Raw genomic sequence first — 23,234 nt, 5'->3', positions numbered from 1 at the left:
ACCCTCAAGGCCATGGCCTTCCAGCGGCGCCGGTGAGGTCGCGCGGCCATCGACGCGACCTGCCCCCTTGCATCACCTGCGCACGGACATTGGATCTGATTGTGTCGGACCACTATGAGCGTTGTCACACCCTAAGTGAAGAATCGGTAACCATTACTACCTCCGGTGTTTGACCTGTCACTCGATGTGCGTCGTGGTGAGCCGGCCCCAGGCGATCGTCCTGGAGGCGATGCTCTTCAGGGTCTTCTCAAGGGAGGCGCCCTTGGGAAGCTCGATCCGGTCGTTGAGCGCGTAGACGGTGAAGCGGTAGCTCTCCTTGTCGCGGCAGGGCGGGCTGTAGCCCGTCTTACCGCTGGTGGTGCTTCCCTCCACGGCGCCGACCGGGACGCTGTCATCGGCCAGTTCGTTGGTGCGCGGGTCGATGTCGAACACGACCCAGTTCACCTCTCCACCGGTGCGTGAGTTGTTGTCGACCACGATCGCGACCGACTTGGTGTCGTTCGGAATCCCCGACCACCGCAGTGGCGGGTTGCCCGCCGACCCCTTGCACGAGTAGTCGGAGGGCAGAGCCGTGCCGTCCCGCAACTGGGGGCTGGAGACACTGATCGGCTCCAGCTGCAGCCGGTCGGCGGACGCGGAGCCGCCCGTCAGGCCACAGCCCGAGGCAACGACGACGAACGCCGCGGCCAGTGCCGTCCCCACGGCAGGTCGCGGGCGGCGTGTAGACGTGTGCGGCTGCCCCATGCCCGATGATGCTACGCGGATCTGGCAGATGCGCAGACCGGATCGCGAGGTTCCATGGCGCGGAAAAACCCGGGAATCGGACACGAACCCGGGGCGGAGAGAGCGCTTCCCGGTCCGGGGGCTGCCGCCCCGGCGGGAGGAGGCGCCCATGCCCCGGGGCCCTCGCATCCATCCCGACCTGCCGATATCCGGAGCCGATGATCGACGATCAAGGTATGGGCGCGGCCTCGCCGCGGGCGGGACGGCCGCCTTACGGACGGGCGGCCCGGCCCGGTTGTGAATCCTGTGGAGTCGCGGTGCGGGAGTGTCGTGAACGCTCGGGAAACCTCTCGGGGTCGTTCCCCCGCGGCCCGGGCTCCCCCGGGCTCCCCACGGGCCTCTGGGGCGACGCCAGAGGGCACCGTACGGCCAAGCCGTACAACGCGGGCATGACGGTCAGCCCCCTGGGACGGAACCCTTTAGGCTGGCACCGTGAGAGACCACGCCGAAGAGCACGCCGAACCCGCGAGGGCGGCCACGGCCCTGCCCGGCACGGGTGGTCATGGTCCCTCGCGCGACCCCCTGAGGGTCCCCCTGCGGGCCCCGGCGAACGCGGTCTCCCGCAAGGCGATCGCGCTGTGGCTGTTCGAGGGGCTGTTCTGGTCCGTCGTCCTGATCGGGGGGTCGTTCCTCCTCACGCGCTGGATCGACGGTGACCGCTGGTCCTGGCTGCCCGGATGGGTGCTCGGCAACATCTGGTGGCTGCCCGCGCTGGTGACGCTCGCCACCCTGCCCGCCGCGATCGCCGAGCCGTTCTGGCGCTACGCCGTGCACCGCTGGGAGCTCAGCGGGGACGTGGTCTACGCCCGCTCCGGCTGGATCAGCAGGGAGTGGGCGTTCGTCCCGGTCAGCAGGATCCAGACGGTCGACAAGGCGCAGGGCTGGTTCGAGCGGGTCCTGGGACTGGCCACGGTCGAGATCCGGACGGCCTCCCACGCCGGGTCCTCCACGATCAAGGGCCTCGACTACGAGGTCGCCGCGACCCTGGCCGAGGAGCTCGCACGGCGGGCCGAGGAGCTGAGGGACGACGCGACGTGACCGGTCAGGACGAGGCGCCTCCGAGCCCCGGCATCCACCAGGGGCCGGGGGCCCCGCTCCCTGGTCCGCCGCAGCGGCTGAGTCCCAAGGTGCTGCTGACCGAGCCGATCAGGATGCTCCCCTCGCTCTTCCTGCCGCTGGCCGGGGTGCTGTTCGTCGGAGGTTTCTCACCGAGCTCCTTCCTCTGGGCGGCCCTTGGCGTCGCCGGTTCCGTCGCCTACGCCGTGGTCCGCTGGGCCACCTTCACCTACCAGGTCGCCGGGGACAGGCTCGAACTCACCCGGGCCCTGGTCAGCAGGTCGGTACGGACGATCCCGCTGGAGCGCGTCCGTGGCGTCGACGTCAGCAACCCGCCGCTGCACCGGCTGCTCGGCATCGCCGTTCTGAAGATCGACACGGGCGCGGGCGGCGAGGACAAGCAGGAGGGCGAGCTCGACGGGGTGACGGTCGCGGAGGCGGAGCGCCTCAAGGCCGTGCTGCTCCGGCACGCGAGGGCCGGCGCGCAGACGGGCGAGGGCGGCCGTGACCCGGTGGCCGTGCCCGCCGGGCCGTACCAGGAGGGGGTCTCCACGCCGGTGGACCGGCCGCAGGCCGAGCGGGTGCTCTTCGTGGTGCCGCGCCGGTGGCTGGCCTACGGGCCGTTGTCCGGCGCCTACCTGCTGACCCCGTTCGCGCTCGCGGCCGGCGCGGTCGGCCTGGCCTTCCAGTGGGGCAACGAGCTGCGCGTCGACGGACGGTTCCTGGTCGGCGCGGGGGAGTGGCTCTGGGACCACCCCGTGGTACTGCTCGTGGCCCTGGTGCTGCTCGTACTGGCCATGCCGGTCGCGGGGGGCGTCATGTACGCCGTGTTCAACTGGGACTTCACCCTGCGCGTGCGGGAGGGGTACCTCGTCGCCGGGCGCGGTCTGCTCACCCGCAGGAGCGTCTCGCTCGAACGCCGCAGGGTGCGCGGGTTCGAGCTGGTCGAGGGGGTCGCCGAACGCTGGGCGGGGGTCGCCAGGGCATGGGCCGTCGTGACCGGGCTCGGCGACTCGCAGACCCGGGGTCAGTTGCTGCCCGTGGTGCCCAGGTCCAAGGCGCTGGACGTGGTCGGGGAGGCGGTCGGCCCGACGATCTCCCGGCTGCGGCCGCATCCGCCCGCGGCGCGCAGACGCAGGCTCTTCAGGGCGGTCTTCCCGTGGCTCGTGATCGCGGTCTGCGCGGGAGCGGCCGGGCTCGTGTGGTCGCCGCTGTGGTGGGGGCCCGCCGCCGTCGCCCTGCTCCTGGTGGCGCTCGGCGTCCCGCTGGGCCTCGACCGCTACCGTTCGCTCGGCCACGCCTACGACGGGGCCCGCCTGTCCGTCAGGTCGGGTTCCCTGCGCCGCTCCCAGGTCGTGATCGAGGAACGCGCGGTGGTCGGCTGGAAGCTGACCCAGACGCCCTTCCAGCGCCAGGCCCGGGTGCTGACCGTGACCGCCGGGGTCGGGGCGGGCAGCGGAGGCTACTCGGCCTTCGACGTCGGCGAGGCCCAGGGTGTGGCCTTCGCCGCCGAGGTCACCCCCGCCTGGCTGGCGCCGTTCCTCCTGACCGGAAACTCCGAGCGGCCCAAGCCGGTGGAGTGAACACCTTCCGTACGGCGAGGCGGGGGCGGCCGGTCTCCCGTGCCGCCCCCGCCTTCGCGTGTCCTGTGGTCAGTCCTGACGTCTGGCGCCGAACATGATCTCGTCCCAGGTGGGCACCGAGGCGCGCCGTCCCCTGGCTCGCTTCGCGGGCCGTGCGGGGGCCGGTTTCGGCGGCTCGACGGGTTTCTCCGCGACCTTCTCCGGGACCTTCTCAGCGGGTTTCTCGGTGACCTTCTCGGCGACCTGCTCTGGGACCTTCTCCGGGGCCTGCTCGGCGGCCCTCTCCACGACGGGATCGGGGGACGCGGCGGTTTCCTTCCTGGCCCGCTCGTCCAGGCTGAGACGCGCGGCGGGCACCGCGGCCGCCTCCTCCTCCGCGGGTTCGGCGGGGACGCCGGTCTCCGCGGACCCGGTGGACCCCGTGGTCTCTGTGGTCTCCTGGACCTCCGGGGACGACTCGGCGGGCGTGGCGACCTCGGTGGTCTCCGTGACCTCGGGGACCTCGGGGGCCGCCGGTTCGGACTCCATGACCTGCTCCCGCGTGGCGAGCGGCCTGGGCGTCACGAGCACCGGGGACTCCTGGGGCCGCATCCGGGCGACGGGCGCGGCCTCGGGGGTCCTGATCGGCTGCTCGAACGGGGCCATGGAGTCGGGCGCGCGCAGCGGAGGCACGGTGGGCCTCGGCGGATCGTAGCCCGGGGGCAACGGCGGCATCGGAGGCTGTGTGTAGGCGGCCGGAGCGGAGCGTTCCTGGGGCGCGGGCGCCTCCGGCGGCTGGGGCGAGTCGTCGGGGGACGACTGCTCCTGGCGCAGGACCGAGGGGAAGGAGACCGGAGGCTGGCCCAGCGGCTCGGGCGCCAGCGGGGGCACCGGCGCGAGCTTGGCGACCCGGGGCACGAACGGGGTGACCGTGCTGTCCTCGGCCGGCTCGGCCTGGTCGCCCGACGACAGGCGCATGGCCTCGTCGTCGTGCGGGGTGATGTGACGCCGCCGCGGGTCGAAGATCCATTCCGCCCTGCGGCTGTGACCGTTCCACACGAAACCGAGCTTGATCCGCCACAGGTTGTCGTCCCGCTTCGCGGAGTCCCAGTCGATCTCGTCGGCGGGCACGCCGCGACGGGTCAGCCGTTCGGCGACCAGTTCACCGAGGGTGGGGCCGGGAGCGGAGTCCCCAGGAAGCCGTACGGCGCAGCGTTGCGCCTGCTGGGCCATGTACTCACGTTCCTGGAGCACGGGGCCCTCGAACCACCGCACGCGCTCGACCGGGATGCCCGCCGTGGCGGCGATCTCCTCGGCGGTCTCTCCTGCGCGTATCCGGGCCTGGATCTCCTTGGGGCGCAACGGACTCTCCACTTCGATCTCGTACTGGCCGAGACGGGAGAAGTTGCCGCGGACGGCAGCGCGGAGCCGGTCGTCGACGGGCAGCGTGAACCGGGTCCCCCGGCCGGCCGTGGCCAGCACAAGGTAGGTCCCGTCCTCACTCACCGCGACGAGACGGAGCTCCTGCATGCGAGTCCCTTCGTCGTCGTGCTCAATCTTCCCCCGGACCCTTGAGTCTCTCGCGTGTGCCGGTTGCCTGCCAGCACCGTACCCGGCATGTCCGAACATCGCCTTCCTGGATGGGGCTCGCAGCGATGTGACGCCGGTCACATTTGCTCCATTTACCTGCTTATCGGGCACCGTTGTGGAGCAGTACATTCGGAGTCCCCGACGGATTCTCCCCAATAACCCAGGGCGCCGTCGCGAACTTGGTGCAAGAGCCCCCGGTTCGGGGCGACCGGTCCGGGTGACGGTCGTCTCCGGCGGACTCCCTCGGAGCCGGGTGACGTGGGCGTCCGCGAATCCGCTCCGGCATCCGCCGTCGAGGCGACAGGCCGCCGGCACGTAACCCTCCGGGGAGGCCGCACGCAGGGGGCGGCCCGGGGAGTTCCCTGGGTCGCGGGACGCGCCGGTCAGCCCAGGACGGTGTCCAGATAGTCGTTGGAGAACACCCGTCCCGGATCGAGCAGGTCCCGCAGTCGCAGGAAGTCCGCGAAACGCGGATAGACCGTGGCCAGGTAGGCCGCGTCACGGGTGTGGAGTTTGCCCCAGTGCGGCCGGCCGCCGAGCCGGACCATGATCTCCTCGACGCCCTCGAAGTAGTCCGGGTTCGGGGTCGGCCGGTAGACATGGCAGGCGACGTAGGCCGAGTCGCGGCCGTAGGCGGTGGACAGCCAGGCGTCGCTCGGCGGGGTGACCCGAACCTCGATCGGAAAGGTGATCCGCCAGCCCCGGCGATCGATCAGGTCACGGGTCTCCCTGAGGGCCTGGGCGAGGTGCTCGCGCGGGATGGCGTACTCCATCTCCAGGAAGCGCACCCGCCGTACGGTCGCGAAGACCTCGTAGGAGGTGTCCACGCGCTCGGAGGCCGACAGCGCCGAGGCCGACAGCGCGTTGATGCCGGGGATGGCGGCGGGCAGGCGCGCGCCGAGCCCGCACAGCGCGCCGAACACCGTGTTCTCCAGGAAGACGTCGTCCAGCCAGTGCCTCAGGGCGCTCTGCGGCCTGGCCGGGCCGGGGTGGCGGTTGTTGCGCTTTGTCAGGCAGGTGTCGGTGTGCGGCAGCCAGAAGAAGTCGAGGTGCTCGTTGTCCGCGGTGATCTTGTCGAGCGAGCCGAGGATCTCGCTCAGCCGCATCGGCTGCCTGACGCTGTGCAGCAGGAACGAGGGCTCGACCGCGAAGGTCAGCGCGGTCACCACCCCGAGTGCGCCCAGGCCGACCCTGGCGGCGTCGAAGAGGTCCCGCTCGGTGACCCCGTCACGGATCTCGGCGGTGCCCTCGCGGGAGACGGTGACGCTCTCGCCGTCGGCGAGCACCAGGTCCAGTGCGATCACCTGGTCGGCCAGACCGGCGATCCTGCCGCCGGTGCCGTGGGTGCCGGTCTGTACGGCTCCGGCCAGGGTCTGGGCGGTGATGTCGCCCATGTTCGCCAGCGCCAGGCCCCTGCGGGCGAGTTCCTCGTTGAACACGCTGAGCGAGGTCCCCGCGGCCGCCCGCACCCAGCCCTCGCCGGTCTGCAGGACGCCGGTCAGCCGTTCGGGCCGCAGGAGCAGGCCGTCGGTCAGCGCGACGCCGGTGAAGGAGTGCCCGGTGCCGACCATGCGCACCCGCCGCCCCGTCTCGGCCGCCCGCCGTACGGCCAGGGCGACCTCCTCGGCTGAGGAGGGCGCGTGGACCTCGGCGGGGACGGCGGACTGGTTGCCCGCCCAGTTGCGGAAGGCGGCGGGGGTCCGGCTCATGGTCGCTCCTCGGCCGGGGATGTCGCGTGGCGTGCCCGGCTCACGCCGCGGGCACGGCTCCGTCCCGCCAGGAGACATGAACCATACTCACGATTGCTCCTGGAGAACAGGGGGCCGCAGCCAGGCGAAGCCGCCCACGCCGACGGCCACGGCCAGCAGGGCGCAGCCGAGCGGGAAGACGTAGGCGCTGGAGGAGCCGTAGAGGTCGGTCAGCCGTCCGGCGGCCCACGAGCCGAGCGCCACGCCGAAGCCGACCGCGGTGGACAGCCACGCCATGCCCTCGGTGAGCAGGCGGGCCGGGACCAGCCGCTCGATCAGCGAGTATCCCGTGATGAGCGTCGGGGAGACGGCCAGCCCGGCGAGGAACATGAACGGCGCCATCACCCCGACGTGCTCGATCAGGGCGAAGGGGGAGACGCCCAGGGCGAAGATCCCGAGGGTGGTGACGAACCGGCTGCGCATCGAGGACTTCCAGCGCCGCGCGCCGTACCAGAGGCCGGACAGCAGGCTTCCCGTGGCGATGACCGACAGCAGCAGCCCGGCCGCGGCCTTGGCGCCGTGCTCCTCGGCGAAGGCCACGGTGATCAGGTCGACCGAGCCGAAGACCGAGCCGACCGCCAGGAAGACGCACGAGAGCAGCGCGACGCCGGGAATGGTGATCGGGCTCCTCGAACTCTCCCCCTTGGGGATGATCGGGGGCTCGGTGCCGCGCTGCATGGCGAAGGCGACGGTGCCGATCACCGTGGAGACCAGGGCGACGATCAGTCCGGCGTACGGGCTGACCGAGGTGGCCAGCGCGGTCACCAGCGCGGGACCGGCCACGAAGATGACCTCGTCCGCGATCGACTCGAAGGAGAAGGCCACGTGCAGCTCGTCCGAGCGGCCCAGCAGGTGGGACCAGCGGGCCCGTACCAGTGAGCCGAGGGACAGGGCGCTGGCGCCCGCCAGGGCGCCGGTGACGAACAGGGTCCACGCGGGCGCGCCCAGCCCGCCGCAGAGCATCAGGCCGCTCAGTGAGACGCCGTGGGTCAGCACCAGGGGGACGGCTATCCTCGCCTGGCCGTACCTGTCGACCAGGCGGCCCGACAGGGGGGCGGCGACGGCGAAGGTGACGCTGACGGTGGCCGCGACCGCTCCCGCCATGGCGTAGGAGTCGGTGAGGGCCTCGACGAGGAGCACGATGCCGATGCCCAGCATCGACATGGGCATCCGTCCGAAGAAGCCCGCGATGACGAACCCCTTCACGCCGGGCCTGTTGAACAATCTCCGGTACGGCCCGACCACGGACTGCCCCTTTCCCACATTTTCGTCGTCGATCGTATCGACCATTTCTAACCAAACCATCACACGGCAACTCATTTTTCGCGCAACAGAGCGAACCGGTGGTGCTTGGGCTAACGTGAGGGCAGTGTCACATCATCCCAGGTTGGGGGTATTGGTCGCGATACTCGCCGTGACCGCCCTCGCGGTCACCACAGGTGCGATCTTCCTCGTCCTGAGCCCGGCCGACTCCCCGGCGCAGGTCCGTACGGAGACCTCCGACCTCCGGCGGGACACGACCGTGCGGGACCTGGCCAGGCTCGCCCCGCAGGCCGACCTCACCCAGGCGAGCCCGCCCCCCGCCACCCCGGCTCCGGTGGTCGCGGCGACCGGCGGGCCGGGGATCACCCTCACCCCGCCCCGGCTGTTCGTGGTCTCCCAGTCGACGCTTCCCGAACGCACCAAACAGGACATCGCCCGGCTCGGGCACGTCCAGAAGGTCGACTCCTTCGACGGGGGAGCGGTACGGGTCTCCGGCGCCGCGCTCAACCTGCTCGCGGTCGAACCGGCCCGTTTCCGCGCCTGGGCGCCCAAGGCCGTGGCCGACCAGCCGAGGGTCTGGGAGGCGCTGAACAGAGGGGAGCTCATCGCCGACAGCGCCGCGGTCCGGCGGCTCGGGCTGGTCCTCGGCGCCAGGTACCAGGTGGACTCCGGACCGGCGCTGCGGGTCGCCGCCTCGGCGTCCTTCGGCCTGCCCGGGGTCGACGGCCTGGTCGGCGCCGAGACGGGACGGCGGCTCGGCCTGCTGCCCGGGGTGGCGCTGCTGGTCAACGGCCCGGAGAAGGCGGTCGCCGCGATGGACGCCGGGGTGCGCAAGCTCCTCGGCTCCGGCGCCCAGGTGGTCGTCGTCGGCGGGAGCCGTACGGCCAGGAAGACAGAGGTGAAGGCCGAGCAGGTGCGGGAACGGGCGCCTACCGGCAACAGGGCCACGGTCGGGCGGCCGGGCAGCTATCTGGAGCTGTACCGCAAGGCGGCCACCGTCTGCCCCGGTCTCTCGTGGACGGTGCTGGCGGCCATCGGCCAGGTGGAGAGCTCACACGGGCGCAACAACGGCCCCTCCTCGGCCGGAGCCCTCGGCCCGATGCAGTTCATGCCCGCCACCTGGAAGGCCTACGGCGTGGACGGGGACGGCGACGGCGTCGCCGACATCTGGAGTCCCTACGACGCCGTGCCCGGCGCGGCCAACTACCTGTGCGCGAACGGCGCAGGACAGGGCGGCAAGAAGCTGGCGAAGGCCGTGTGGTTCTACAACCACTCCACGGCCTACGTCAACAAGGTCCTGTCCGTGGCCCAGGCCTACGCCCGCGCCTACCCGTGACGGCGGGGCGGGGCCGGGCAGCAGGTGGCCGCGCACGGGACGGGCTCGGGCTCGGCGAGCAGTTCGCCGACCATCGCGACGAACCGGGGATGGGTGCCCGCGGTCGCCGCCCTGGCCAGCGGGAGACCGAGCCCGGCGGCCGTCTGGGCGGCCTCGACGTCGAGGTCGTAGACGACCTCCATGTGGTCGGAGACGAAACCGATCGGCACCAGGACGACCGCCGGGGCGTCGACCTTCTGCAGGTGGTCGCAGACGTCGGGCTCCAGCCACGGCACGTGCGCGGGGCCGCTGCGGCTCTGCCAGACCAGGTCCCACTCCCGCTCGCCGCCCAGCCCGGCGACGACCGCGGCGGCGGCCCGGCGTAGCTGTGCCTCGTACTGCCCGCCGCCGGGCCCGGCCGTCCTGGCCATCGAGACGGGGACGCTGTGCGCGGTGAAGACCAGGCGCGCGGCGTCCCGGTGCTCGGCGGGCAGCCGATCGAGGGCCTGGCGGGTGTGGTCGACCATCGCCGCGACGAACCCCGGGTGGTCGAAGTAGTGCCTGAGCTTGACGACCTCGGGGGCGCCCTCGACCGCCGCCCTGGCCAGGGCGATGTCGTCGAGGTACTGCCTGCACGCGGAGTAGGAGGCGTAGGCCGAGGTGACGAAGGCGGCGGCCCTGCGCACGCCGTCGGCGGCCATCCGCCGCAGCGTGTCCTCAAGGTAGGGATGCCAGTTGCGGTTGCCCCAGTAGACCGGCACGTCGACGGTCGGCTCGACGGCGGCGATCAGGTCGCGGCACTGCTGGTTGATCGGGCTGCGCCCCCCGAAGCGCTGGTAGTGCGCCTCGACCTCCAGCAGCCGCTCACGCGGGACTCCCCGGCCCCGCACCACGTTCTCCAGGAACGGCATGACGTCGCCGGGCTTCTCAGGCCCTCCGAACGAGACGACGAGCAGCGCGTCGTAAGTCCCCATGACTCTCATCAAACCGCATGGCGGGGAATCCTCCCGCATCGCCGCGCATCATCGCGCCGGGGGGAGCCGAGTGGTATGGAAAGTGGCCTCCCGGCGGGAGTGATCGAAGAAGAGGCGCAGGGTAGGTTCCAAGCGTGACCCCATTTAGCGACATCCGCGATTATGTCGGTGTACCCCGGGTGACTTCCCTGCGGCTTTCCCCCGACGGGACTCGCCTGGTGAGCGTGGTCCAGGCACTCAACCCCGACGAAAAGTCCTACGGCACGTCCCTGTGGGAGATCCCTCTCGACGGGCGTGAGCCGTACCGGTTGACCCGGTCGGTGAAAGGCGAGACAGGAGCGGAGTTCACGGCCGGCGGCGATCTGCTCTTCTGCTCCCGCCGCCCCGACCCGACGGTCAAGGAGACCGAGGAGGGGGTCCCCGCGCTCTGGCTGCTGCCGCGCGCGGGAGGAGAGGCGAGGCAGGTCGCCTCGCGGCCCGGCGGTGTGGCGGGGTTCGCCACCGCGGGCGGGAACGTGGTCTTCGGCTCCGACGTGCTGCCCGGAGACGAGGCGACCGAGGCGGAGCGGCGCAAGGCGCGCAAGGACAACGGGGTGAGCGCGATCCTGCACGAGGACCTGCTGGTGCGCCACTGGGACCACGACCTCGGGCCGGGTGAGGTCAGGCTGTTCGCCGGGGCGCTCGGGCAGGAGCGGCTGACCGGGACCATGGACCTCACCCCGCAGCCGGGCAAGAGCCTGGCCCTCGCCTCGTGGGACCTCACCCCGGACGGCGCGACCGTCGTGACGAGCTGGACGGTCCCCCTGCCCGGCGGGGAACTCGGCTCCCATCTGGTGGCGATCGACGTGGCGGACGGCACCCGCAGGGTCCTGGCCGAGCAGGACGGTCACGACCTCGGGGAACCCGTCGTCTCGCCGGACGGGCGCCTGGTCGCGTGCGTGCGCGAGGTACGGGGCTCGACGGACGTGCCCGTGGAGAGCGTCCTGTGGATCGTGGACATGGCCACGGGGGAGGGGCACGTCGCGGGCCGCTTCGAGAGCCACCTCCTGTGGCCGGTCGACTTCGTGTGGGCGCCCGACTCCCGGACGCTGTACCTGGCCGCCGACCATCAGGGGCGCCGCCCGATCTTCCGCGTCCCCGCCGACGGCTCCGAGGCGGTACGGCTCACCGCCGACGACGGCGCCTACCTGTCGCTCCAGGCCGCGCCCGACGGCTCGGTCTACGCGCTGCGCGGCGCCGTGGACAGCCCGGCCGTCCCGGTCCACGTCACCGTGGACGGCACGGTTGGGACGCTGCCCTCCCCGGCCCCCCGTCTCGAACTTCCCGGGACCCTGACCGAGGTCAGCGCGACCACCGACGACGGCGAGACCGTCAGGGCCTGGCTGGTGCTGCCCGAGGGCGCCTCGGCGCAGAGCCCGGCGCCCCTCCTGCTGTGGATACACGGCGGCCCGCTGTCGAGCTGGAACGACTGGTCGTGGCGGTGGAACCCGTGGATCATGGCGCAGAACGGCTACGCGGTGCTGCTGCCCGACCCGTGCCTGTCCACCGGTTACGGCCTTGAGGCGATCCGGCGGGGCTGGGCCGACTGGGGGCCGCGCACGTACGCCGACCTGATGGCGATCACCGACGCCGCGCTCGAACTGCCCGAACTCGACGCCTCGCGGACCGCCGCGATGGGCGGTTCGTTCGGCGGTTACATGGCCAACTGGATCGCCGGGCACACCGACCGGTTCAAGGCGATCGTCACCCACGCCTCGCTGTGGAACCTGGAGCAGTTCATCGGCACGACCGACGCCGCCGTCTACTTCCAGCGCGAGTTCGGGCCCCCGGGCGGGCAGCCGTACCGGGACCTGTCGCCGCACCTGTCGCTGGAGCGGATCTCCACGCCCATGCTGGTCGTCCACGGCGACAAGGACTACCGGGTGCCGATCGGTGAGGCCCTGCGCCTGTGGTGGGACCTGCGGCGCTCGGAGGTCGAGTCGAAGTTCCTGTACTTCCCCGACGAGAACCACTGGGTGCTCAAACCGGGCAACGCCGTGGTCTGGTACGAGACCGTGCTCGCCTTCCTCGCCCAGCACGTCCTCGGCAGGGAGTGGAAGCGACCGGAGTCGCTGTCGTGACGCGCGGCGGGCCGCCGGCCGGGGAGGACGCGCGGCTTCTCGCCCGGCTGGCCGAGGAGATCTCCAGGGAGGCGGGGGAGATGCTCCTGGCCAAGCGGCCCGCCAGGCCCGAGGTCCTGGCGACCAAGTCCAGCCCGACGGACGTGGTGACCGCGCTCGACCAGGCCGCCGAGGAGTTGATCCGCGACCGGATCAGGCGGACCAGGCCGGGCGACGCGATCCTCGGTGAGGAGGGCGGCTCGACCGGCGAGGGCCGGGTCCGCTGGATCGTCGACCCGATCGACGGAACCGTCAACTTCATGTACGGCCTGCCCGAGTGGGCGGTGAGCGTCGGCGTCGAGGTGGACGGTGAGGTCGTCGCCGGGGTGGTCAACGTCGTGCCCAGGGGCGAGGTGTTCACCGCGGTCAAAGGCGAGGGAGCCTGGCTGGCCGGGGAACGGCTGCGCTGCACCACGGGCGTGTCACTCGACCGGGCCCTGATCGCCACCGGGTTCGGCTACGGGGCCGGACGGCGCGCGGTCCAGGCGCGGGTGCTCGCCCACGTGCTGCCGCGGGTGCGCGACATCCGCAGGGGCGGCTCGGCCGCCTCGGACCTGTGCTCGGTCGCCGCCGGGCGGGTCGACGGCTACTACGAGCGCGGCCCCCAGTACTGGGACCACGCGGCGGGCGGCCTCATCGCCGCGGAGGCGGGGGCCAGGATCGGCGGTCTGGGGGGCAGACGACCCAACCCGGACCTGACGATCTGCGCGGCGCCCGGTCTCTTCGAGGAACTGCACGATCTGCTGGCACCGCTGGACCCGGAACGCGACGGTTGACGGGCCCGGGACCCGTCCGGAGCACGAACAGGCCCCCCGGGCAGGGCGTCGGGGGGCCTGTTCGCTCAGCGCTGGACGGGGACGACGCCGTTGTCCGTTGCCAGACGGCGGAGATCCTCGATCTCGGCGGTGAAGGTGTCGGCGAGGTAGTGGTCGCCCGCGGACCTGGCTTCCTGCAGGTTTTTGTAAGCCTGGTCGAGGCGGTGTTCGATCGTGGTGGTGAACTCGCCCATCTCACCTTCTTTCTCACGGGGGCTGAAGGATTGGGCTGGCGGGGGACTGGGTTTTGAGCTCTACCCACGCCGATGGGATGGCTAAACCTATATGTGTCTTACATCACGGATTGTTCGTATGGTGAGACCGGCCTTACCCCCGTCTTACGCGGGGTATGGCGACAATGAAAAGTCGCTGCCGCGGGTTTCGCGGATCTTTCACGGGAGGTAGCAGAGGTCGTGCGCGTGCTTGTGGTTGAGGACGAGCGGGTGCTCGCCGACGCGATCGCCACCGGGCTCCGGCGCGAGGCCATGGCCGTCGACGTCGCCTACGACGGCGCCGGCGCGCTCGAACGGACCGGCTACGTCGACTACGACGTGATCGTCCTGGACCGGGACCTGCCCAAGGTCCACGGCGACGAGGTCTGCCGCCGCCTGGTCGCCGACAGGACCGCGTCGCGGATCCTGATGCTCACCGCCTCAGGCGACGTCGACGACAGGGTGGAGGGGCTGGGGCTCGGCGCCGACGACTACCTCGCCAAGCCGTTCGCCTTCGTCGAACTCGTCGCGCGGGTGCGGGCGCTCGGCCGCCGCTCCGCCCCGGCGCTGCCCCCCGTTTTGGAGCGCTCCGGGGTCCGTCTCGACCCGGGCAAGCGGCTGGTCACCAGGGACGGCGAGGAGATCGCCCTCACCAAGAAGGAGTTCGCGGTCCTTGAGGAGCTGATGCGCGCCGAGGGCGCGGTCGTCAGCCAGGAGGACCTGCTCGACAAGGCGTGGGACGAGAACATCGACCCCTTCACCAACGTGGTGCGCGTCACGATGATGACCCTGAGGAAGAAACTGGGTGAGCCTCAGGTGATCGAGACGGTGCCCGGGGTGGGATACAAGCTGTGAGCGCGGGCGAGGGCGCAGGGAAGGGCCGCTTCGCGGACGGCCCCGCCGAGGAGGCGGGGCAGGGGGTGCCGACCCACCCCATGATCAGTCCGCACTCCGAGCGGAGCGCGAGGAACGGCGGGCGCCAGGCCACCGTGACGCCGGTCCGCGTCCAGGCGCCCCCGCCGACCGGGCCGCCCGCCTGGGACGGGCCGCCCCCGCCCGGTGACACCTCGCTCTCGCCGACCCCGCTGGAACGGCTGCACACGACGGTCAGCAGGATCAGCATCCGCTGGCGCCTGACCATCACCTACGGCGTGCTGTTCTTCATCGCCGGGGTTCTGCTGCTGTTCGTCATCTACATGATGGTCGGCTGGGCGATCGAGTCGGCGTGGCCGAGGGCGGTCACCGACGACATGCCCCAGGACCTCGCGGTCCAGGTCCAGCAGTGGTGGAACTCCAACCTGCACCTGGCGGTCACCGGGGCGCGCAAGGCCCTGCTGACCAGGTCGGTTCCCGCGCTGGCCGGGGTCGGCATCCTGGCGATCATCATCGGCTATCTCGTCGCCGACCGGGCGCTCAGGCCGATCCAGCAGATGACCACGACCGCGCGCAGGCTCTCCGACAGCACCCTCGCCCACGAGCGGATCGACCTCGAAGGCCCCGACGACGAGCTCAAGGAACTGGCCGACACCTTCGACGCGATGCTGACCAGGCTCAACGTGGCCTTCGACACCCAGCGGAGGTTCGTGGCCAACGCCTCGCACGAGCTGCGCACCCCCCTGACCATCAACCGGACCGTCCTGGAGATCGCGCTGGGCGACCCGCAGGCCTCGGAGGACCTCAAGGCGCTCGGCCGTACGCTGCTTGAGGTCAACGCGCGCAACGAGCGGCTCATCGAAGGGCTGCTGCTGCTGGCGCGCAGCGAGCGGGAGCTGAGCGTGCGCAAGCCGGTGGACGTGAAGGACGTCGCGGAGACCGCGGTCGAGCAGCTCGTCCCGCGCGCCAAGGAGGCCGGGGTCGTCGTGACCACCGAGCTGCAGAGCGCCGAGACGGTCGGCGATCCGGTGCTCCTGGAACGCTGCGTCTCCAACCTGGTCGAGAACGCCATCAAGCACAATCTCCCCGAAGAGGGACGCGTGTGGGTGCGCACGGGAATTGTTGAGGGGGCCCTCGTCGTTCAGGTGGCCAACACGGGACCGCACGTGCCCGCCTACGAGGTGAACAGCCTGTTCGAGCCGTTCCGGAGGCTCAACGCCGAACGGATCGACTCCTCAAAGGGGGCCGGGCTCGGGCTGTCCATCGTTCGCGCGGTCGTGCGTGCTCACGGGGGCAACGTGGCCGCCGTTCCCAGGGACGGAGGAGGCCTCGTGGTGACGGTGAGACTTCAGTCGCGCTGATCCGGCGGGGGGCGTCTCGTTCACGCCGTACATGTGGTTGGATGTGCCGTCGAACACGGTGGTGCATGCCGCCAATGTTGTGGTTTACGCCATATTTGGCTAACCACGCCCATTGGTGGGAGGTCCCTCACGTGTGGGGAGGTTCATCGGCCATTCCGACGGGGTACCGAAGCAGGAATCTATCTGGCGGATCGGGCACAAGTTGGGCCTCTCAAGCGTTACACACGCGCGAACGAGCGCAAACGGATCACAAGCGCGGACAGATAGATAGATGAGGGGGATGGAGCAGACCGATGGCTACCGACTACGACAGCCCACGCAAGACTGACGACGACCTCGGCGAGGACAGTCTTCAGGAACTGCAGGCCCGCCGTACCGACAAGTCCTCGGGCAGTATCGACATCGACGAGACGGACCTCGCCGAGTCGCTTGAACTGCCGGGCGCGGACTTGTCCAACGAGGAGCTCTCGCTCAGGGTGATTCCTCGCCAGGCCGACGAGTTCACCTGCGCGCGGTGCTTCCTCGTGCACCACCGCAGTCAGCTCGCCACCGAGAGGAACGGCCAGCAGATCTGCAAGGAGTGCGCGGCCTGACGATATTCCGACGGCCGTCCGAGGTCGTCCTCCCGACGACGGGAAGGACGCCGGGACAGCCCTGAGGAGGTTCCGCGACATGACGTCAGAGAACAAACAGACCGGTGCGAAGCCGGGCGACTCCATCGCCGGGGAGTCGGCCGGCGCACCCGCGAACGAGGACCGCGCGGCGAACGGGCGAACCGAGCCCGCGGGCACGCGGGAGCACCGGCCGGGCCCGGCCGAGGGCGCAGGGGGCGCCGGGGGCGCCGGGGGCGCCGGGAGCACGGTCGAGAGAACGGCCGACGGGGCGAACGACCAGGAGATGGCCGAGCTCGTCGGAAAACTCATCGAGCCGGAAGGGCTCGCGGGCACCGAGCGGCGACGGCTGCTCGGCCGCCTGACCACACTCCTGGCCAGAGGGTCGAGGAGGGCCAAGGCGACGGGGGTCGGCCGAGGCCGCTGGCTGGCCGAGGTGTTCACCGCCGTCGCCCCTCGCATTCCCATCCGAGATCTGGCCACCCTCTCCGAGCACCACCACGGCCTGATCTCCGAGGCCCTCGCCGACGATCTCGTGCGGACGGCCGCCAAGGCGACCATGACGGTCGGCGCCATCGGTGGCGCGCTGGCCGCGGCCGAGTTCGTCACCCCGCCCCTGCTGCTGTCCGCCCCCGCCCAGCTCGTCGCCGAGACCCTGGTGGTCGCCGCGATCGAGGTCAAGCTGCTCGCCGAGCTCCACGAGGTTTACGGGGTACGGGTGCCGGGAACAGGGGCCCAGCGTGCGATGGTCTTCGTGGCCGCCTGGTCCAGGCAGCGCGGCGTCGATCCGCTGTCGCCCGCCACGGTCGGCATCGCGCTCGGCGCGGCGGCCAAGACGGCGCTGCGCAACAGGCTGCTGCGCACCCTCGGCCGCCATCTGACCACCCTCGGCCCCTTCCTCACGGGCGCCGTCGCAGGTGGGGCCCTCAACCGCGCCGCCACAAGAAGGCTCGCGGAGGCGGTCAGGGGTGATCTAAGAATTAGTGGGGCGCTTCCACCCGGTAAGTCATAGAAACGCCTGAATTGGGTAGTTGTTAGGAGTAGTCCGACTACCTGGAGGATTTTGTGCAGGGCCGCAGCTCGTTTCTGATCGTCGCAAACCGCCTCCCCGTCGACCGTGTGGGTGACGACATGTGGCGGCGCAGCCCCGGCGGCCTGGTCACCGCGATCGCTCCCGTCCTTCAGCGACGTGAGGGCGCGTGGATCGGCTGGCACGGCGCCCCCGGTGAGTACCTCGACCCCTTCGAACACGACGGCATGCACCTCATCCCCGTGCCGCTGTCGGAGTCGGAGGTCGAGCTCTACTACGAGGGCTTCTCTAACACCACCCTGTGGCCCCTCTACCACGACGTGGTGGCACCCCCGGTCTACTCCCGCGTCATGTGGGAGGCCTACCGGACGGTCAACGAGCGTTTCGCCAGGGCCGCCGCGGAGGAGGCGGCCGAGAACGCGGTCGTGTGGATCCAGGACTACCAGCTGCAGCTGGTCCCGGCCCTGCTCCGCAGACTCCGTCCCGACCTGCGCATCGGGTTCTTCCTGCACATCCCGTTCCCACCGGTCGAGTTGTTCTCCCAGCTGCCCTGGCGAAGGGAGATCGTCGAGGGGCTCCTCGGCGCCGACATGGTCGGCTTCCAGCGCCCCGGCGGCGCGTCGAACTTCATCCGGCTGTGCCGCCGGCTGCTCGGCCTCCAGCACCACAAGAACGAGATCTACGTCGAGGACCGGGTGGTGCGGGCCGCGGCCTTCCCCATCTCGGTCGACTTCGGGGAGCTCGACTCGCTGGTGCGCGAACCGCACATCACCGAGCGGGCCAAGGAGATCCGCGCCGAGCTCGGCGACCCCGAGTGCCTGCTGCTCGGCGTCGACCGGCTCGACTACACCAAGGGCATCGGCCAGCGCCTGAAGGCCTTCGGCGAACTCCTGTCCGAGGGTTCGATCAAACCGGGGGAGGCGGCCTTCGTGCAGATCGCGACCCCCAGCCGGGAGCGGGTCGAGGAGTACATGCGCCTGCGCGACTCGATCGAGCTCCAGGTCGGCCGGATCAACGGAGAGCAGGGCGAACTCGGCCAGCAGCCGGTGCAGTACATGCACCAGTCCTACGGCCGGGAGGAGCTGGCCGCGCTCTACCTGGCGGCCGACGTGATGGTGGTCACCCCGCTGCGCGACGGCATGAACCTCGTCGCCAAGGAGTACATCGCCTGCCGCAACGACCTGCGCGGGGCCCTGGTGCTCAGCGAGTTCGCCGGGGCGGCCGACGAACTGCGGCAGGCGTTCATGGTCAACCCCTACGACGTGGACGGCCTCAAACGGACGATGCTCGCCGCGATGCGGGCCACGCCGCACGACCTGTCACGCCGGATGCGCTCACTGCGCAGGAGGGTCGCGACCTACGACGTGGATCGCTGGGCCAAGGAGTTCCTCGCCTCGCTCGAATCCTGACCCGGAACGCACGGCGCCGCGCCCCGTCCCCGCCTGACCGGCGGGCGGCGGGGCACGGCCGGGTCAGAGCGAGATCTCCTTGGCCGCCCCCCGCAGGGACTTCCACGCGTCGTAGCGCTTCCTGGCGGTGCGGGCGACCACGATCTGCGCCACCTGCATGCCGACCCCCATCACCACGGCGTAACCGATCGCCTCGCCCATGCTGATGTCCAGCGACTCGTTGTCCGCGGGCGGCTTCTTGCCGGTCGTCTTCTCCCAGGCGAACCCGATGACCTTCCGCGCGGCCCAGGCGGTCGCCAGCCCCGCGAGGCCGCCGATGACCCGCCACGCCAGATCCTGCTTCTCGGACTTGTCGGCCATGTGGCCCCCTCCCCGCTGTTTTCGCTTCGCACGAGAACACTAGTCTCCTCCGTCACGAGGGCACACGACGCCATACCAGACGCCATACCATAGGGAGGCATGACACCACAGCGACCGCGCCATGCGCCCATGCCCGAGAAGCCTTCTCTCGACGGGCTGGAAGCCGTATGGTCGGCCCGCTGGGAGGCCGAGGGCACCTATCGCTTCGACAGGACGCGCACCCGGCCGGAGATCTACTCCATCGACACCCCGCCGCCGACCGTCTCCGGGTCCCTGCACGTCGGACACGTCTTCTCCTACACCCACACCGACACGATCGCCCGCTTCCAGCGCATGCGCGGGCGGGAGGTCTTCTATCCCATGGGGTGGGACGACAACGGCCTGCCGACCGAGCGCAGGGTGCAGAACCACTTCGGTGTGCGCTGCGACCCGTCCGTCCCCTACGACCCCGCCTTCCAGCCCCCGGCCAAGCCGGACGCCAAACGCCAGATCCCCGTCTCCCGCGGCAACTTCATCGAGCTGTGCGAACGGCTCACCATCGAGGACGAGAAGGTCTTCGAGGAGCTCTGGCGCAGGCTCGGCCTCTCGGTCGACTGGTCGCTGACCTACGCGACCGTCGACGGCCTGGCGCGCGCCGCCTCCCAGCGCGCCTTCCTGCGCAACCTCGCCCGCGGCGAGGCCTACCTGTCCCAGGCCCCCACCCTGTGGGATGTGACCTTCCGTACGGCCGTCGCCCAGGCCGAGCTTGAGGACAGGCCGTGGCCCGGGGCCTTCCACCGTGTCGCCTTCACCCCGGCCGGAGGGGCGGGGGAGCGGGTCTGGGTCGAGACGACCCGGCCCGAGCTGCTGCCCGCCTGCGTCGCGCTGGTCGCCCACCCCGACGACGAGCGCTACCGTCCGCTGTTCGGCACCACGGTCACCACGCCGCTGTTCGGTGTCGAGGTGCCGGTGCTCGCCCACCGCCTTGCCGAACCGGACAAGGGCTCGGGCATCGCCATGATCTGCACCTTCGGCGACGTCACCGACGTCGTCTGGTGGCGCGAGCTGGACCTGCCGACCCGGGCCGTCGTCGGCAGGGACGGCAGGATGCTGCCCGAGGCACCTCCCGGCGTGCCCGCCGAGCCGTACGGCGAGCTGGCGGGCAGGACCGTGCACGGCGCCCGCGAGCGGATCGTCGAGCTGCTGCGCGCCCGGGGCGACATGGAGGGCGAGCCCAGGCCGGTCAACCGCCCGGTGAAGTTCTACGAGAAGGGTGACCGGCCGCTGGAGATCGTCACCACCCGGCAGTGGTACATCCGCAACGGCGGGCGGGACCAGACCCTCAGGAAGGCGCTGCTGGCCCGTGGCGAGGAGCTGTCCTGGCATCCGCCGCACATGAAGGTCCGCTACGACAACTGGGTCGAGGGCCTGTCCGGTGACTGGCTGATCTCCAGGCAGCGCTTCTTCGGCGTGCCGATCCCGCTGTGGTACCCGCTGGACGAGACGGGGGAGCCCGACCTCTCCTCGCCGATCGTGCCGCCGGAGTCGGCGCTGCCGATGGACCCCGCCTCCGACGCGCCGCCCGGATACACCGAGGAGCAGCGTGGCAGGCCGGGCGGCTTCGCCGGCGACCCGGACGTCATGGACACCTGGGCGACCTCCTCGCTCACCCCGCAGATCGCGGGCGGCTGGGAGCGCGACGAGGACCTGTTCGCGCGGGTCTTCCCGATGGACCTGCGCCCGCAGGCCCACGAGATCATCCGCACCTGGCTGTTCTCGACCGTGGTCAGGGCGCACCTGGAGGAGGGCACCCTGCCCTGGCGCGACATCGCGATCTCCGGATGGATCCTCGACCCCGACCGCAAGAAGATGTCCAAGTCGGCGGGAAACGTGATCACCCCGCTCGGGCTGCTCGAACAGCACGGCTCCGACGCGGTCCGCTACTGGGCGGCCTGCGGGCGGCCCGGTACGGACACCACCTTCGACACGGGCCAGATCAAGATCGGCCGCAGGCTGGCGATCAAGATCCTGAACGCCTCCAGGTTCGTGCTGGGGCTCGGGAAGGACGGCGGCGAGGTCACCGAGCCGATCGACCTGTCGATGCTGGCCAGGCTCGCCGAGGTGGTCGAGGAGACGACGAGGGCCTTCGAGGCCTACGACTACGCCCGCGCGCTCGAAAGGACCGAACGGTTCTTCTGGGAGTTCTGCGATGACTACCTGGAACTGGTCAAGCTCAGGGCCTACGGGGACGACCCGGCGGCCGGGTCGGCGCACGCCGCGCTGCGCCGGGCGCTGGACGTCATGCTCAGGCTGTTCGCCCCGTTCCTGCCCTTCGTCACCGAGGAGGTCTGGTCCTGGTGGCGTGAGGGCTCGGTGCACCGCGCCGCCTGGCCCCAGGCGCACGGCCTGGCCGAGAGGGAGGGGGACAGGGGGCTGCTCCCCGCGGTGGCCGGGGTCCTCCACCACGTCCGCAAGGCCAAGTCGGACGCCAAACTGTCGATGCGCGCCGAGGTCACCCGGCTGACCGTCACCGGAGGTCCCGCGGGCCTGGTGCGCCAGGCGCAGGACGACCTGTGCGGCGCGGGCGTCGTCGAGGAGTTCGTGCTCACCGAGGGCGACGGCGACCTGCTTGTCGAGGTCACCCTCGTCTGAGTCCCCGGCCGCACGCGAATCTTCCCTTGCCGTCCCGGGCTCCTGCCGTACGGTCGAGACACGAGCAGGTGAGGAGGAGGACATGATCCCGGGTTGCGGCAACTGTGACTGTTACCTCGACGACAGGGTGATCACCCGGCCGCCGGGAGAGCGTTGATCCACCCGCCGTGGGGCCCGCCGGGCCCCACGGCCTTCTTACGGTCCGGTGCCGCGGCTTTGCGTGTTGGGCCGATAACCATGCGCGTCACAGGCCGTGGCATGACAGTCTGGAAGGGTGATCTCCGATCGGGAACGCCTGACGAACCTCGTGCCGCGCACCTTGCTGCGAGTGGCGGTCTGGTGCCTCTGCCTGATCGTCATCGGCTGGGCGGTCTTCTACTTCGCGCAGTTCATCGCGACACTGCACATCGTGGTCCTGCCGGTGGCCATCGCGCTGCTGCTGACCGCGCTGCTGTTCCCGGTGACCCGCAGACTCAGGGCGGTCGGCGTCCGCCCCATATACGCCACCTGGATCACGATGCTGGTGGCCTTCGGGGTGCTGGGCGGCACGGGCTGGTTCATCGGCCTGCGGGCCAACGACGAGTTCCCCGGCCTGGTCGACCAGGTGCGCGCCACCTCGAAGACCGTCGAGCAGTGGCTCTACACCGGCCCCCTGCACCTGCAGCCCAACCAGCTGACCTCCTGGATCGACGAGATCACCACCCAGATCACCGCGCAACGCAACCAGATCACCCAGACCGTGCTCACCGGCGCGACGGTCGCCTTCGAGGTGCTCGCCTCCATCGTGCTGCTGATGTTCGTCACCTTCTTCCTGCTGAAGGACGGCGACCGCATCTGGAGCTGGTTCCTGAAGGGCTTCGGCTCGGCGGCGCCCCGGGTGGACAAGGCGGGCCGTACGGCCTGGGTGACCCTGTCGCACTACGTGCAGGGCACCGTGGCGGTTGCCGCCGTGCACGGCGTGGTCATGGGCATCGTGCTCGCCGGGATGGGCGTGCCGCTCTGGGCTCCGCTCGCGGTGATGATCTTCCTGGCCAGCTTCATCCCGATCGTCGGCATCTTCTTCGCCGGAGGCGTCGCGACCCTGGTCACCCTGGGGGCGAAGGGCCCGATCTACGCTCTGATCTTCCTCGGCATCCTGATCGTCGAGCAGCAGCTGGAGAACCACGTCCTGCAGCCGCTGATCGTCGGCAGGGCGCTGAGCTTCCACCCGCTGGCGATCATCCTGGTGCTGGCCGTCGGCGGCATCCTGGCGGGCATCGCCGGGGCGGCGGTCGCGGTCCCGGTCGCCGCCGTCATCTACCGGGCGATCCCCGAACTCATGGCCGACCCGCCGATCGCCCTGCCCGCCGCGCCGGAGCACCCGCCACCGGCGGACGAGCCGGGGGAGGAGCGGGGAGACGAGCCGACGGGCGCCGAGACGGTGACTCCGGGGCCGGACTCCGCCGTGAATGAGGAGTCCGCCCAGCACAACGGGTAACGTTC

19 protein-coding genes are annotated in these 23,234 nt (G+C 71.0%); 12 read left to right on the top strand and 7 right to left on the bottom strand.

The features are described from left to right. Window positions 1–177: 177 nt before the first annotated feature. Window positions 178–702 carry a YbhB/YbcL family Raf kinase inhibitor-like protein gene (locus ABT340_RS40130; RefSeq protein ID WP_352016185.1) on the bottom strand — a complete coding sequence of 175 codons (525 nt, stop codon included), beginning with the start codon at window positions 700–702 and terminating at the stop codon, window positions 178–180. Between the two features lie 513 nt (window positions 703–1,215). Between ABT340_RS40130 and ABT340_RS40125 the strand changes: the two genes are divergently transcribed. Continuing rightward, window positions 1,216–1,821, top strand: a complete 606-nt coding sequence (locus ABT340_RS40125; RefSeq protein ID WP_502992607.1) for a PH domain-containing protein — start codon at window positions 1,216–1,218, stop codon at window positions 1,819–1,821. Next, window positions 1,818–3,422, top strand: a complete 1,605-nt coding sequence (locus tag ABT340_RS40120; RefSeq protein ID WP_352016184.1) for a PH domain-containing protein — start codon at window positions 1,818–1,820, stop codon at window positions 3,420–3,422. Before ABT340_RS40125 ends, ABT340_RS40120 begins: the two co-directional genes overlap by 4 nt. Window positions 3,423–3,491: 69 nt before the next feature. Here ABT340_RS40120 and sepH read toward each other — a convergent pair whose 3' ends face one another. The 3 genes from sepH to ABT340_RS40105 form a co-directional block, all read right to left on the bottom strand. Next, window positions 3,492–4,931: a septation protein SepH gene (gene sepH / locus ABT340_RS40115; RefSeq protein ID WP_352016183.1), complete on the bottom strand. Its 1,440-nt coding sequence runs from the start codon at window positions 4,929–4,931 to the stop codon at window positions 3,492–3,494. A gap of 443 nt (window positions 4,932–5,374) precedes the next feature. Continuing rightward, complete coding sequence (locus tag ABT340_RS40110) at window positions 5,375–6,700, bottom strand: D-arabinono-1,4-lactone oxidase (protein ID WP_352016182.1); 1,326 nt, start codon at window positions 6,698–6,700, stop codon at window positions 5,375–5,377. Window positions 6,701–6,787: 87 nt separating this feature from the next. After that, on the bottom strand, window positions 6,788–7,945 hold the full coding sequence (locus ABT340_RS40105; protein ID WP_352016181.1) for an MFS transporter: 1,158 nt from the start codon (window positions 7,943–7,945) through the stop codon (window positions 6,788–6,790). A gap of 181 nt (window positions 7,946–8,126) precedes the next feature. Here ABT340_RS40105 and ABT340_RS40100 point away from each other — a divergent pair, with 181 nt between their 5' ends. Continuing rightward, the gene (locus ABT340_RS40100; RefSeq protein ID WP_352016180.1) at window positions 8,127–9,338 is read left to right on the top strand and encodes a lytic transglycosylase domain-containing protein; all 1,212 of its coding nucleotides are present in this window, start codon (window positions 8,127–8,129) and stop codon (window positions 9,336–9,338) included. Here ABT340_RS40100 and ABT340_RS40095 read toward each other — a convergent pair. Next, a complete protein-coding gene (locus ABT340_RS40095) occupies window positions 9,329–10,291 on the bottom strand; it encodes a ferrochelatase (protein WP_352016179.1) in 963 nt (320 codons plus the stop codon). The genes ABT340_RS40100 and ABT340_RS40095 overlap by 10 nt on opposite strands. A gap of 134 nt (window positions 10,292–10,425) precedes the next feature. Here ABT340_RS40095 and ABT340_RS40090 point away from each other — a divergent pair, with 134 nt between their 5' ends. Together ABT340_RS40090 and ABT340_RS40085 are read left to right on the top strand one after the other, a co-directional pair. Continuing rightward, on the top strand, window positions 10,426–12,411 hold the full coding sequence (locus tag ABT340_RS40090; RefSeq protein WP_352016178.1) for a S9 family peptidase: 1,986 nt from the start codon (window positions 10,426–10,428) through the stop codon (window positions 12,409–12,411). Then, window positions 12,408–13,226, top strand: a complete 819-nt coding sequence (locus tag ABT340_RS40085; RefSeq protein ID WP_352016177.1) for an inositol monophosphatase family protein — start codon at window positions 12,408–12,410, stop codon at window positions 13,224–13,226. Before ABT340_RS40090 ends, ABT340_RS40085 begins: the two co-directional genes overlap by 4 nt. A 65-nt stretch (window positions 13,227–13,291) precedes the next feature. Here ABT340_RS40085 and ABT340_RS40080 read toward each other — a convergent pair whose 3' ends face one another. Then, a complete protein-coding gene (locus tag ABT340_RS40080) occupies window positions 13,292–13,459 on the bottom strand; it encodes a hypothetical protein (RefSeq protein WP_184715807.1) in 168 nt (55 codons plus the stop codon). Window positions 13,460–13,678: 219 nt separating this feature from the next. Between ABT340_RS40080 and ABT340_RS40075 the strand changes: the two genes are divergently transcribed. The 5 genes from ABT340_RS40075 to ABT340_RS40055 all read left to right on the top strand — a co-directional run bounded on the left by ABT340_RS40075 (window position 13,679) and on the right by ABT340_RS40055 (window position 18,761). Continuing rightward, entirely contained in the window at window positions 13,679–14,332 is a 654-nt protein-coding gene (locus ABT340_RS40075; protein WP_184715809.1) for a response regulator transcription factor, read from the top strand. 80 nt (window positions 14,333–14,412) lie between these two features. Then, window positions 14,413–15,711 carry a sensor histidine kinase gene (locus ABT340_RS40070; protein WP_386190631.1) on the top strand — a complete coding sequence of 433 codons (1,299 nt, stop codon included), beginning with the start codon at window positions 14,413–14,415 and terminating at the stop codon, window positions 15,709–15,711. A 293-nt stretch (window positions 15,712–16,004) separates the two neighbouring features. Then, complete coding sequence (locus ABT340_RS40065) at window positions 16,005–16,304, top strand: DUF4193 domain-containing protein (protein WP_184715811.1); 300 nt, start codon at window positions 16,005–16,007, stop codon at window positions 16,302–16,304. 79 nt (window positions 16,305–16,383) lie between these two features. Then, the gene (locus ABT340_RS40060; RefSeq protein WP_352016175.1) at window positions 16,384–17,334 is read left to right on the top strand and encodes a hypothetical protein; all 951 of its coding nucleotides are present in this window, start codon (window positions 16,384–16,386) and stop codon (window positions 17,332–17,334) included. Between the two features lie 53 nt (window positions 17,335–17,387). Further along, entirely contained in the window at window positions 17,388–18,761 is a 1,374-nt protein-coding gene (locus ABT340_RS40055) for an alpha,alpha-trehalose-phosphate synthase (UDP-forming) (protein ID WP_352016174.1), read from the top strand. 63 nt (window positions 18,762–18,824) lie between these two features. Here ABT340_RS40055 and ABT340_RS40050 read toward each other — a convergent pair whose 3' ends face one another. Beyond that, window positions 18,825–19,121 (bottom strand): DUF4235 domain-containing protein, encoded by a 297-nt coding sequence (locus tag ABT340_RS40050; protein WP_352016173.1) that lies wholly within the window; start codon window positions 19,119–19,121, stop codon window positions 18,825–18,827. Window positions 19,122–19,250: 129 nt separating this feature from the next. On the opposite strand from ABT340_RS40050, the gene valS reads away from it, so the two are divergent. Then, complete coding sequence (gene valS / locus ABT340_RS40045; RefSeq protein ID WP_352016172.1) at window positions 19,251–21,752, top strand: valine--tRNA ligase; 2,502 nt, start codon at window positions 19,251–19,253, stop codon at window positions 21,750–21,752. 274 nt (window positions 21,753–22,026) lie between these two features. After that, window positions 22,027–23,229, top strand: a complete 1,203-nt coding sequence (locus ABT340_RS40040; protein ID WP_352016171.1) for an AI-2E family transporter — start codon at window positions 22,027–22,029, stop codon at window positions 23,227–23,229. Window positions 23,230–23,234: the final 5 nt, after the last annotated feature.

The organism is Streptosporangium sp. NPDC000239 (assembly GCF_040300765.1).
In the GTDB taxonomy this organism is placed as follows: domain Bacteria; phylum Actinomycetota; class Actinomycetes; order Streptosporangiales; family Streptosporangiaceae; genus Streptosporangium.
This window is presented reverse-complemented; position numbering and strand designations above follow the sequence as displayed.

Coding starts and splice junctions, on each gene's coding strand:
- ABT340_RS40095 (WP_352016179.1), bottom strand. CDS start 10,291: ATGGGGACTTACGACGCGCTGCTCGTCGTCTCGTTCGGAGGGCCTGAG.
- ABT340_RS40070 (WP_386190631.1), top strand. CDS start 14,413: ATGATCAGTCCGCACTCCGAGCGGAGCGCGAGGAACGGCGGGCGCCAG.
- ABT340_RS40110 (WP_352016182.1), bottom strand. CDS start 6,700: ATGAGCCGGACCCCCGCCGCCTTCCGCAACTGGGCGGGCAACCAGTCC.
- valS (WP_352016172.1), top strand. CDS start 19,251: ATGCCCGAGAAGCCTTCTCTCGACGGGCTGGAAGCCGTATGGTCGGCC.
- ABT340_RS40050 (WP_352016173.1), bottom strand. CDS start 19,121: ATGGCCGACAAGTCCGAGAAGCAGGATCTGGCGTGGCGGGTCATCGGC.
- sepH (WP_352016183.1), bottom strand. CDS start 4,931: ATGCAGGAGCTCCGTCTCGTCGCGGTGAGTGAGGACGGGACCTACCTT.
- ABT340_RS40065 (WP_184715811.1), top strand. CDS start 16,005: ATGGCTACCGACTACGACAGCCCACGCAAGACTGACGACGACCTCGGC.
- ABT340_RS40060 (WP_352016175.1), top strand. CDS start 16,384: ATGACGTCAGAGAACAAACAGACCGGTGCGAAGCCGGGCGACTCCATC.
- ABT340_RS40080 (WP_184715807.1), bottom strand. CDS start 13,459: ATGGGCGAGTTCACCACCACGATCGAACACCGCCTCGACCAGGCTTAC.